Genomic DNA, 10,891 nt, shown 5'->3' on the forward strand with positions numbered 1-10,891 from the left:
TTAGGTGTTGAGGGATCATGTCGGTTGTGGTGCGTCGTCATGAGCTGTCGGATGCTGAGTGGGCTGTCCTGTCGCGGTTGTTGCCGAGTTCGGGGACGGCGGGGCGGCCGCGGTCGGATGACCGCGTGGTGCTGAACGGGATTGTGTGGAAGTTGCGCACGGGGTCGGCCTGGCGGGATGTGCCGGAACGCTACGGCTCCTGGCAGACGCTCTACACGCGTTTCCGCAGGTGGGCACTGGATGGCACGTTCTCTCGCATGCTGCGGGCTCTGCAGGCGGAGAAAGATGCGGCCGGGGACATCGACTGGCTGGTGTCGGTCGATTCCACGATCGTGCGGGCCCATCAGCACGCCGCCGGCGGCAAAAGGGGTCACCGAGGGGGACGAAGCGGGTGATCACGCCCTCGGTAGATCCCGAGGCGGACTGAGCACCAAGCTCCACTTGGTCTGCGACGGACACGGCCGCCCACTCGCCTTCGTTCTGACCGGCGGGAACGTCAACGACTGCACTCGCTTCGAGGAGGTCCTGGACGCCATCTGCGTTCCCCGCATCGGTCCAGGCCGGCCACGCACCCGGCCCGACCACGTCATCGCGGACAAGGGCTACAGCTCCCGTAAGATCCGCGCCTACCTGCGAAAGCGCGGCATCCGCCACACGATTCCCGAACGCATCGACCAGGCCAGCGGCCGCCTACGCCGAGGCTCACGTGGCGGCCGACCACCGCGTTTCAACAGGGAGGTCTACCGACTCCGCAACGTCGTCGAGCGCTGCTTCAACCGGCTCAAACAATGGCGCGGCCTGGCCACCCGCTACGACAAGACCCACGAGTCGTTCCAGGCCACCGTCACCATCGCCTCAATCCTGTTATGGATCTGACCTTTGAAGACACACCCTAGGCCGAGAGCGTGCTCGTCGACCTCCGGGGCCAGCACAGCGTCGTACCCGGCAGCGGACGACCACACCTGTCCGCGCTGGGCCACGGCCAAGTCGACTCCAGTCACCATGCGGAAAGCCGCGCCGACCACGAACGCGGGTGCCAGACGCAGACTGCCGGTGACGGCGATGGAGGTCGTGCCCGGCGGCATCCGAAACGGTGCCGCTTCGATGTCCGCCTGCAACTGCGCCCAGGTCGCCGGGGCAAGCGGACGCCGCTTCACGTAGGGCGAGGCGCCCTCGAAGCGGTCCGCCCAGTCCACCGTGTAGTCGGCGTCCTCCGCCATCGGGTCCGGTTTCAAAGTGGCGACGGAAAGCACCGCCCGTGACGTGCCGGCCTCCAGACGCAGAGACCGGATCGCCTCCCTGACGTCCGCCAGGGACAGCCTGCGCTGCCCATCGGCGACTCGGCGGGCCACCCAGTCCGCGCCGGCGTGCATGGCCTCCTCATCGAACCGCAGCCCAGCAGCGAACATCAGCATCTGCAAGTGCTCATGCAGGTGCATCACGTCCCGTGCCAGGTCGAAGCGCAGCACCTTCAACAGATCCAGCAGCCTGTCCTCGCTCAGCCCGATACCGGCGGCCCAACGGCTGCGCGCCTGCCCCTTCTTCGATCGCGGTCCCTGCTGCGCCGCCTTCGGCACGAGCAACTGGGTGCGGGAATCCCTCAGTGAGATCAGCGGATCCCCGGCATCCGGGGACCGGTTGCTCAACAGGGCAAGATCGACCGGAGTGCCGCCCCCGGCGAGTTGCTGCCAGGCCTGCGCCACCTTGCGCAGGATCGACGGGCCGCCCTGGTCGCTTGGCTTGAGCAAGTACTCCTCGTTGACGGGTGAGGAACTGTCTGCGGCGTACTTGACCTGCATGTAGGTGTGGGGCGGCTCCTCGCGGTATAAGACGACGTCATCCACGTTTCCCACGCCGTCCACCTCAACACCGACCGCCACCACCGGGTTCGGCACGCGCAGCGCCGCGTCACGCACCGCCGTAACATAACCCTGCCACGCGACCAGCCACTGGTACCGGTCACCGGCGATACGAACACCCGTCGAACTCGGGGCAGGCAAGTCAGGCACGAAACACGGTCTCCCATTCGAGCGGCCGCCATACCGCAGCCAACGAGCAGATCATCACCCGCGAACCCTCCCCGCGCCCAGCCCATCAACGCTGGAAGCCCGTCGGGCTGAACGACGGCGTTCTCGGGCCCGCCCGACGCTGACCAGCTTGCAAAGATCAGAAAGGGCGCAGAGCGGGCATCTGCGCTCCCCCAGCCACTGCTCTATACGCGTCAGGAGCACTGGATGCCCAGTCCATGACAGACGCCCACCGGCAAGGGTTCGTCAGCCGAAGGCATGCAGACACCCCTGGCTGCTACCGGAATTCTCAATACATCTGCGGGATTCTCAACAAGCCTGCGGTACTGCAGCTCAAGGTCCTGATCCGCACGGAGAAAGCATAGCGAGGCATCTCTCAGCCATCTGCATCCTCGCAGGTCAGAGCGATCTCTCTACCGCAAGAGAAATGAGAACTCATAGGGGTCGGCGGCGAGAGCGGGCTCTGTTCCGCTTCGCGTGGTGCGGTGACGCTCGGTCACGCCAGTAGGACGCGTTTGCGGAGAAGTTCGAATCCTGCGCGGCCGAACATCTGCTCTTTCACCAGACGGTTCAGGCGGCCGGTGGTGAAGCGCCTCCGATCGGACCGGCCTCCATCTGCTCCCTCCCCCTCCAGGACACCGGTTCGGTCGGAAGCCCGGCTCGCACCCCGGGTGGCCGGCCCGGAGAAGGGCGAAGTCCTACGACAGGTCCTTGCGCATCATGGTGCATATCGTTTCGTGGCGGTACAGCGTCCCGTCGGGGGCCTGCTCTTCCCACGCGTCCGGCCGGTGGTCGTAGGCGCGGTAGCCCAGCCTCTCGTAGAGGGCACGGGCACGTGGATTGCCGTCCTCCACGCACAGCTCGGCCTGGCACAGATCCCGATTCCTGATGCGCTGTTCCAGGGCCTCGACGAGAACCGTGCCCACGCCACAGGACTGCAGTGCGGGGTGGACGGCGAGTTGCCACAGCGTGCCTACGCCGTCCTTCGCCCGGTAGTCGACACCGCCCTTGGCGATCGGAATCCCGGCACGGGCACACACGGCCAGATAGTCGACGTCGCCGGACGACCCGCGATCCAACTGCATGGCGACATTGTTGAGATGATGCGCGGATCCGGACCAGCCGCACGACGCCAGATCCGCTTGCACCAGATCCCGCACGGTCAGTCCCAGCACGACGCTCGTCACGTGGAACACCTCCGTAAGTCAGCATCCTCCCCCGTCCCGAACCGGTGCAATGCGGTTTTGGCCGCTCCGTACCGTCTCTCTCCCCTCTCTCATCCGGCCCGCGCGGGAAGGATGAGGGGGACACGCACACGAAAGGGGTCGCATTCCGTGAAGGGCACACCTGAGGGGCGCATCGAGGGCGAGGCCGTATCGCTCATTCCCGCCACCGAGCACCACCTGCCGCTGCTCGCCGGATGGTTCGCCGACGCCGAGTTCGTCCGCAACTGGGGCGGGCGGCCTCTCACCCGCGAGGAAGTGGCCGCCAAGTACATCGGAAGGCGGCGTCCCGCAGTGGTCTCGTTGCTGGTGCTCCGAGGCGGTGATCCCGTGGGGTACGCCCAGTACGTCGCCTCCGGCCCGCGCGAGGGCGGTGTGGACATGGTGCTCCTGCCGCGCGCACGGGGTCAGGGGTATGGCCCTGACGCCGCTCGGGCCCTCGTCCGGCATCTCCTTGCCGTCGGGGGATGGGACCGGGTGACAGTCGATCCCGAAGCGGCCAACCGCCCGGCGGTCAGAGCATGGAGCAAGGCAGGCTTCCGCCCGGTCGCCGCACGGGGAAGCCGAGTTCTGATGGAGTGCAGGACCGCACGGAACGGCCCATCACAGACGGCCCCGGCGGACCCTCCCTCCGAGGGGCCCCGCCCAGAGCCCCACGGGCCGGCACCGTCAGGGCTGACGCGTATACCCGCGGGACTCGTGGTCCTCGTCGGCCCGCCGGCTTCGGGCAAGAGCAGCTTCATCCGAGCGCTGATCGCACGCGGGCTTATCGACGAGGACGCTGTGGTGTCCAGCGACGAGATCCGCGCGGAGCTCTTCGGCATCGCACCCACCGAGGCGCACACCGACGCGGCGGACGCTCGGATCTTCATGGAACGCGACCGACGGATCGTCGCCCGGCTCGCCGGTGGACACACAGCAGTAGCCGAGTCCACGAACGTGACCCCCCAGGCGCGCGCCCGTCTCATCGCCATTGCGAGGCGCTTCGACGCTCCGGTGACCATGCTGCGGTTCAACCCGGATCTCGGCGTGCTCCTCGAACAGCAGGCGGAGCGTGGCCGGACCGACATCACCACCGCCGACGTCCATGCCTTCGCCGCGCTCATGGCCCGGCACGCCGGCAGCGACCAACTGCGCTCGGAGGGCGCACACGTCGTTCACGACGTTCCCGGGCGTAGTCAAGGGGTGACTCCCGCCGAAGCCGCGCAGCGCTTCTCGTTCAGCTGACAGACCGGCCCTACGCCCGCGCACTCGTCTTCTGCCGCCCCCACGAATTTGCGCGGAGCAGCCCCAGGGCTTCCTGGAGGCGCGGCGAGGGGGCAGACACCGGCCGGCCAGGTTGGAAAGGGCTGAGTGTGTACATGGATAGGGCCCAGTAGGCTATTCCGCTCTGCTTGCGGCCGATCTGGCTCTAGGTCAATTCCAGTGCCGTCGGTAGGGCGACTGCTGCTCGCCGGTCCGGTGCGCGAGCGCGGCCACCGTCACCCACAGGATTCCCTCCGCGCTCATCAGTATGCGATTAACGCATTTTAAATGCGAGATGGCATATTTTCGGAGCTCTTTCTTCCTCGGCCCTAGCAGCCGCTGCCCATCGGAGCTGCACGCGGGGCGCTCTGACGTACAGGGTGCCGGCCACCTGTCCGGCCCGCCTGTTCGCCCGCATCATTCATCTGCGGCTACCGACGATGAAGAGGACCGGGGCGCGGCGCTGGCGTCGGCAGGGTGGGCCGATGCGGGCCGCCCTGCAGAGCGGCTGCGCGCGGCGATCGGTGAGGCGCGGCAGGCCGCGGTGGTCCTGGCCGTGCGGGTGCCTCGGGTATTCCGGGTGGGGGCGGGACGTGTCGCGGCGGGGCTCCCGGCTGGGGCGTCGAAGCTGGGAAGGTGGCGACGGCCTGTAGGCAGTGCACGAGATCAAGTTGCTGGGAGAACAAGCTCGCTGCGGTCCGGGCGTACCGGCAGTCCGCCGGGGCACCTCGCGCCGCGGCAGGCCGCGATGTGAGGCCGGCCTGACCGTGGCGGTGGACGGCTGTCCGACGCTCGCGGATCTGGCGCCCGAGGCGCTGGTCACGGTGCCGTGTCCCTGACCGGCAGCAGCTGCGGGCGCCGCGCGCTGCGGCCGTCGCCGGAAGAGCGGCCTCGCAGTCGCCGGCCGAGCCAGGGTCCCAAATAGGAGGAGATCCAGCCGAGTTCGGTCAGCACGGTGCGGGTCACGGTCGGCGCTCCGATCGTCGGCAGGGGCCGCCGCCAGGCGTCGTCGCTGCCGGGCAGCTCCAGGGCGTGGGCGACCGCGGCTGCGATCCGGGCGTGGCCGAGGGGGCTCGCATGCAGCCGGTCGGCGCTCCACAGCCGCCGGTCGACGAAGACCTCCGCCCGGTCCGTCTCCGCCAGGGCGACGTCGTGACGGTCGGCGGCGGCGCGTATCCGGGCATTGAGGGCAGCGACCCGGCCGGCGAGCGGGCGGGCCACCGGGATCATCCGCCCGACGTCGGGGAAGGTCACCGTGGCCACCTTGGTGCCCGCGCCGGACAGCGCGGCGAACGTCGCCTCCAGGTGCCCGGCGGTCTCGTCAGCGTCGAAGGACGGCCGCATCAGGTCGCTGACCCCGGCCACGACCGTCGCCAGGTCGGGGCGCAGGGCGAGCGCGAGCGGCAGTTGCTCGGCGTGCACCTGTCCGGCGAGCCGGCCGCGCACGGCCAGGTTGGCGTACCGCGCCCCGGGGTCGAGCTCCGCGAGCCGCTCGGCGAGGCGGTCGGCGCAGCCGCGCAGACCGGTCCTGTCGTCGCCGTCGCCGACGCCCTCGGTCTGGCTGTCGCCGAGGGCCACGTAGCGCAGGTAGGCCGTCATCGGCCGGACCTCGCCGTGCGCAGGTCGAGGATCTCCAGAGCGCGCTCGCCCCACCGCAGGTTCTCCTCCTCCAGGGAGATGCCGCGCAGCAGCGTCAGGTAGGGGCCGATCCGCTCGCCGTCCCGCAGGAACTCCTCCTCGGTCATGCCCTGCAGCAGGTGGGTGCGCACGCGCTCGTACCGGGCCAGCTTGCCCGTGGCCCACGTCATGCGCTCCTCGATGTGGGTCCGTACGGCGGCTGTGTCGCCGAGGTCCGCGGCCTGCACCTTCACCATCAGCTCGTCGCGCACGGCGATGGGCCGCGGCTGCTTGGTGGTGAACGCGGCGAGGCCGGCACGCCCGCTGTCGGTGAGTGTGAACAGCCGCTTGTTCGGCCTGCGTTCCTGCGGGACGACCCGGGCCTCGATCAGGCCGTCGGCGGCGAGTCGTTCCAGCTCGCGGTAGAGCTGCTGGGGTGTCGCGGCCCAGAAGTTGGACACGGACACATCGAAGATCTTCGCCAGGTCGTAGCCCGAAGCCTCACCCTCCAGGAGGGCCGCGAGCACGGCGTATTTCAATGACATCTGGACACCGTACAGTGATGCGATTATTTTCATCCACACCTATTAAACAATTTGCGTATGGGTGCATCGGGGCCCGGATCAGGAGAGGTGTCGTCATGCAGGCATTCCGCAAAGCCGTGGAGGCGAACGACCACGGGGCGATCGAGGCGCTGCTCGCCGACGACGTCGTCTTCACCAGCCCGGTCGTCTTCAAGCCGTACCCGGGCAAGGCGGTCACGATGGCGATCCTGCGCGCGGTGACCCGCGTCTTCGAGGACTTCCGCTACGTCCGGGAGATCAACGACACGAGCGGGCGCGATCACGTTCTCGTCTTCGAGGCGCGCGTCGGCGACCGCTCGATCAGCGGCGCCGACTTCCTGCACGTGGACGACGAGGGCCTGATCGACGAGTTCACGGTCATGGTCCGCCCGCTGTCGGCGGCGAACGCCCTGCAAGCGGCGATGGCGGAGCAGTTCGACCGGATCGCGAAGGAGGCCGCTCAGGGCTGACGGCGTACAGACGCATGGAACCAGCTCGACAGCCGGCTCGCGTTGCACGCCTCGAACGACCTGGCCCCCTGGAACCTCCTGGAACCCCCGTGGTCGCAGACGAGACGCGGTGGACCCTCATCGGCATCGGCTGGGACGCCGCAGCCCCGGGTCCCGTCTGTGGAATAAGTACGGTGCATGTAGGGGCAGTTGGCCCGCTACGGCCGCAGTTCCAGGGTGATGTGCGGGGACAGTGCGCGGAGGAAGTCGGGGGCGTCGAAGATCTCTCCTGCGGAGGCGACGCCGTACGCATGGGTCCGGCCGGTGAGGATACGGTCGACCGCCTCCACCACGAGCGGCGCCGTGACGGCATAGATGTCCTGACCGCGGGCCACGGCGCGGCGTTCGGCGGTGCCCGAGCACACGACGACGTCGACGAGGAAGGTCTGAGCGGACCGGCCTCGCTCGTCGACCGCGGCCGGCGTCGGCGTGTCCGGGGCGGCGATGTCCCGGGCCGCCTCGACCGTCATATAGGTGCGCACTTCGGGGATGGACAGGTGGCTGGGTACGGTCACGGCCTCGGCCATCGTGAACTCCCCGATGACGGGACGGGGGCCCATCGGTTCGGGGAAGGGCCACTCAAGGGCCGGCGGGGCATCGTCACGGTGCTCCAGCCTCCCTTTGGTGTAGAGGATGCGCCGGCCGCCCCGCCGCTGCCGGGAGACCGCGCCCGCTGTGCGTGTCCCTGCGGTGGGGTGCCAGCTGCTCAGCCCGTACGCGATGTGTGCCTCGTCGGCCGCCGTCCAGTCACCCATAGCCGCGGTGGCCAGCAGGTCGCCGAAGCCGCCGAAGAAGGCCATCGCCGGGACGATCAGCGCTCCCGCGTCCCGTGCCCGGTCGGCGAAGTGCGCGAAGGTGTCGATGTTGGCCTCGATCTCGGCCGCCACGTCCAGATACGGGATCCCGGCCCGCAGGGCCGCTTCGATCACGGGGGCGGCCGTCGTGGCGAAGGGCCCGGCGCAGTTGATCACGGCGGCCGTGCCGGCCAGTGCGCGGTCGAGCGAGACCGGGTGCTCGACCGATGCCGGGCGGGCGTCCGACTGGGCTTCTTGCGCCAGCGTCTTCAGCTTGTCGGCGTCGCGGCCGGAGAGAACCGGGAGCAGCCCACGCTCCCTCAGTTCCGCCACCACGAACCGCCCGGTGTGCCCGTAGGCGCCGAACACAGCCACCTTCTGGCCCGATCCCATGAGTTTCTCCCCCGCACTCGGTGATCCGCTTCGCTCTGTCACGGACATCCTGACGAAGGCTGCCCACTCACCGCGACTGTCTGGAACGCCATCACCCATACAGTTCCGGACATGAGTACTGTCGCGCTGGCCGTCACCGACGGCATGCTCCACTTCGAACTGGCCCTGGTGTGCGAAGTCTTCGGAGCCGACCCACCCGGCGGGGCGGACCCGTGGTACCGCCTCTCGCTCTGCGGACCGGGCGCCGTGCGGGCCGGCCGCTTCTGGCTGGAGCCCGACCACGGGCTCGACCGTCTCGCGCGCGCCGACACCGTGATCGTCCCGGGCTGGGCCGACATCGGCCAGGACCCGCCGACCGAGCTGATCGACGCGGTGCGCGCGGCCCATGAGGCGGGCGCACGCGTGGTCTCCCTCTGCACGGGCGCCTTCGTGCTGGCCGCCGCCGGCCTGCTGGACGGCAGACGGGCGACCACGCACTGGGCGCACACCCGGGAGCTGGCCGAGCGCCACCCCCGTGTGACGGTTGACCCGGACGTCCTCTACGTGGACAACGGCAGCTTGCTCACCTCCGCAGGCAAGGCCGCCGCCATGGACCTGTGCCTGCACCTCGTCCGCCTCGACCACGGCTCGTCGATCGCCAACACCCTCGCCCGCCGCCTTGTCGTGCCGCCGCACCGGGACGGCGGCCAGGCCCAGTTCATCACCACTCCGGTGCCCGCACCGGACAACCACCCGCTCGCCGGACTCCTGCCCTGGGTGATCCAGCGGCTGGACCAGCCGCTCACCGTGGAGGACCTGGCCCGCCGGGCACGGATGAGCTCGCGCAACCTGAGCCGTCACTTCAGGTCAGTGACCGGCACCACCCCGCTGCAATGGCTGCTCACCCAACGGATCCGCCACGCGCAGGAGTTGCTGGAGACCACCGACGACACCGTCGACGCCATTGCGGCGGCCACCGGTATGGGCACCGCCACAACACTGCGCCGGCACTTCCACCGGACGGTCGGTGTGCCGCCGGACACCTACCGCCGCACCTTCCGCGCGCGGGCCCGCCCCGGCCCGGACGACGGCGGGCCACACCGTCGATGCCCTGCGTGATCGTAGCCACGGTCGGCATACGGTGTTGTGCCCCACTGCCCGGTGTTGCCACGATCATTCATCCGGACCCCAGCAGAAGTTCTGACGACCGCCCCAGGAGGTGCGGGAACGGAGAGGGAGCGGATCGGGAACGGATGGATCCATGGTGATTCCAGTCCGAGTCACCGACCCGAGAGGGCAGCACCGTGATCTCCACCCTTGCTCCGCCACGTGCCCCGGATACCTACGCCGGCCTCCGCGCCGGACTCGACCGTCTGAGGGCGGAAGGCCTTTACCGCGACTTCGTCGCCTGCTCCTACCTGGCGGAGGACCGGGGTCACGCCCTGCACCAGGGGCGCCGTATCCAGGTGTGGTGCACCAACGACTACCTGGGCATGAGCCAGCACCAGCACGTCATGAACGCCCAGCTCACCTCGACCCTGCGGCACGGGACGGGCAACGGCGGTTCGCGGAACATCGCGGGCACCAGCGAGGCGCACGTGGAGCTGGAGACGCTCCTCGCCGGCTGGCACGCCAAGGAGCGGGCGCTGATCTTCACCAGCGGTTACGTGGCCAACGTGGAGACGCTTGCCACGCTGCTGCGGGCGGCGCCGGAGACCGTGGTGTTCTCGGACGCCCTCAACCACCGTTCCTTGATCGAGGGGGTACGGACCTCGGGCAACACCAAGCACATCTTCGCCCACAACGACCTGACAGACCTCGAACTGGCGCTCGCCGGGCAGCCGCTGGACCGCCCGAAGCTGATCGTCTTCGAGTCGGTGTACTCGATGGACGGCGACATCGCGCCGATCCGTGAGATCTGCGACCTGGCCGAGCGGTACAACGCAGAGACCTACCTGGACGAGACCCACGCGATCGGGGTCTCGGGACCCACGGGCGCCGGTATCAGCGAGGCGATCGGCGAGGACCGGGTCACCTTCGTCCAGGGCGTGTTCGGCAAGGCGGTGGGCACCACCGGCGGCTATGTCGCCGGTCCCGACGTCCCGTTGGACTACGTACGCTCGCATGCCCCCGGGTTCATCTTCACCACGACCATCCCCCGGGCCTCCCTGGACGCCACCCTGGCGAGCCTGGCCGTCATCCGCAGCGCCGAGGGCGCCGCGATGCGGGAGGAGCTGCACAGCAAGGCGGAGCTGATGCGCCGTCGGCTCACCGAGGCGGGCATCGGCCATGTGCCTGCCCCCACGCACCTCGTCCCGGTCCTGGTGCCGGGCGGTGACCGGGTGAAGCGGATATCGCGCCGGCTGCTCGACGAGTTCTCCGTCTACGTGCAGCCCATCAACTTCCCATCGGTGCCGAAGGGCGGCGAGCGGTTCCGCGTGACCATCGCCCCCTTCCGCACGGAAGAGCAGATCGACCGGTTCGTCGAGGCGCTCGCCCGGTGCCTCGCGGACGACCCCAGCTGAACGGCTTCCCGTTCCG

9 protein-coding genes and 2 pseudogenes are annotated in these 10,891 nt (G+C 69.2%); 6 read left to right on the forward strand and 5 right to left on the reverse strand.

The annotated features are described in order from the left end of the window. The first annotated feature begins 17 nt into the window (after positions 1-17). Positions 18-876 (forward strand): IS5 family transposase gene (locus OG510_RS00235; protein WP_371628382.1). Its coding sequence is split into 2 segments (ribosomal slippage): positions 18-373 and positions 372-876, totalling 861 coding nucleotides; the frame shifts between segments, so codons are not numbered across the junction. Here OG510_RS00235 and OG510_RS00240 read toward each other — a convergent pair. Further along, on the reverse strand, positions 810-1,916 hold the full coding sequence (locus OG510_RS00240) for a hypothetical protein (RefSeq protein WP_406134555.1): 1,107 nt from the start codon (positions 1,914-1,916) through the stop codon (positions 810-812). The two genes, OG510_RS00235 and OG510_RS00240, sit on opposite strands and share 67 nt — an antisense overlap. A gap of 809 nt (positions 1,917-2,725) precedes the next feature. Beyond that, the gene (locus OG510_RS00245) at positions 2,726-3,214 is read right to left on the reverse strand and encodes a GNAT family N-acetyltransferase (protein WP_406134556.1); all 489 of its coding nucleotides are present in this window, start codon (positions 3,212-3,214) and stop codon (positions 2,726-2,728) included. Between the two features lie 147 nt (positions 3,215-3,361). Between OG510_RS00245 and OG510_RS00250 the strand changes: the two are divergent. Next, a pseudogene (locus OG510_RS00250) lies at positions 3,362-3,874 on the forward strand (GNAT family N-acetyltransferase); the annotation flags it as partial. Positions 3,875-3,958: 84 nt separating this feature from the next. After that, positions 3,959-4,477: pseudogene (locus OG510_RS00255) on the forward strand (AAA family ATPase); the annotation flags it as partial. A gap of 837 nt (positions 4,478-5,314) precedes the next feature. Here OG510_RS00255 and OG510_RS00260 read toward each other — a convergent pair. Together OG510_RS00260 and OG510_RS00265 are read right to left on the reverse strand one after the other, a co-directional pair. Beyond that, positions 5,315-6,094: an SGNH/GDSL hydrolase family protein gene (locus tag OG510_RS00260; protein WP_406134557.1), complete on the reverse strand. Its 780-nt coding sequence runs from the start codon at positions 6,092-6,094 to the stop codon at positions 5,315-5,317. Beyond that, on the reverse strand, positions 6,091-6,657 hold the full coding sequence (locus OG510_RS00265) for a PadR family transcriptional regulator (protein WP_406134558.1): 567 nt from the start codon (positions 6,655-6,657) through the stop codon (positions 6,091-6,093). The genes OG510_RS00260 and OG510_RS00265 overlap by 4 nt, the downstream gene beginning before the upstream one ends. A gap of 95 nt (positions 6,658-6,752) precedes the next feature. Here OG510_RS00265 and OG510_RS00270 point away from each other — a divergent pair, with 95 nt between their 5' ends. After that, positions 6,753-7,145 carry a nuclear transport factor 2 family protein gene (locus tag OG510_RS00270; RefSeq protein ID WP_406134559.1) on the forward strand — a complete coding sequence of 131 codons (393 nt, stop codon included), beginning with the start codon at positions 6,753-6,755 and terminating at the stop codon, positions 7,143-7,145. A gap of 197 nt (positions 7,146-7,342) precedes the next feature. Here OG510_RS00270 and OG510_RS00275 read toward each other — a convergent pair whose 3' ends face one another. Continuing rightward, complete coding sequence (locus tag OG510_RS00275) at positions 7,343-8,371, reverse strand: saccharopine dehydrogenase family protein (RefSeq protein WP_406134560.1); 1,029 nt, start codon at positions 8,369-8,371, stop codon at positions 7,343-7,345. Positions 8,372-8,482: 111 nt separating this feature from the next. On the opposite strand from OG510_RS00275, the gene OG510_RS00280 reads away from it, so the two are divergent. Continuing rightward, complete coding sequence (locus tag OG510_RS00280) at positions 8,483-9,469, forward strand: helix-turn-helix domain-containing protein (RefSeq protein ID WP_406134561.1); 987 nt, start codon at positions 8,483-8,485, stop codon at positions 9,467-9,469. Positions 9,470-9,654: 185 nt separating this feature from the next. Beyond that, positions 9,655-10,875 (forward strand): 5-aminolevulinate synthase, encoded by a 1,221-nt coding sequence (gene hemA, locus OG510_RS00285; protein WP_406134562.1) that lies wholly within the window; start codon positions 9,655-9,657, stop codon positions 10,873-10,875. Positions 10,876-10,891: the final 16 nt, after the last annotated feature.

This window comes from Streptomyces sp. NBC_01089, from assembly GCF_045162975.1.
Taxonomy (GTDB): domain Bacteria; phylum Actinomycetota; class Actinomycetes; order Streptomycetales; family Streptomycetaceae; genus Streptomyces.

Coding starts and splice junctions, on each gene's coding strand:
- OG510_RS00260 (WP_406134557.1), bottom strand. CDS start 6,094: ATGACGGCCTACCTGCGCTACGTGGCCCTCGGCGACAGCCAGACCGAG.
- OG510_RS00265 (WP_406134558.1), bottom strand. CDS start 6,657: ATGTCATTGAAATACGCCGTGCTCGCGGCCCTCCTGGAGGGTGAGGCT.
- OG510_RS00280 (WP_406134561.1), top strand. CDS start 8,483: ATGAGTACTGTCGCGCTGGCCGTCACCGACGGCATGCTCCACTTCGAA.
- OG510_RS00275 (WP_406134560.1), bottom strand. CDS start 8,371: ATGGGATCGGGCCAGAAGGTGGCTGTGTTCGGCGCCTACGGGCACACC.
- OG510_RS00270 (WP_406134559.1), top strand. CDS start 6,753: ATGCAGGCATTCCGCAAAGCCGTGGAGGCGAACGACCACGGGGCGATC.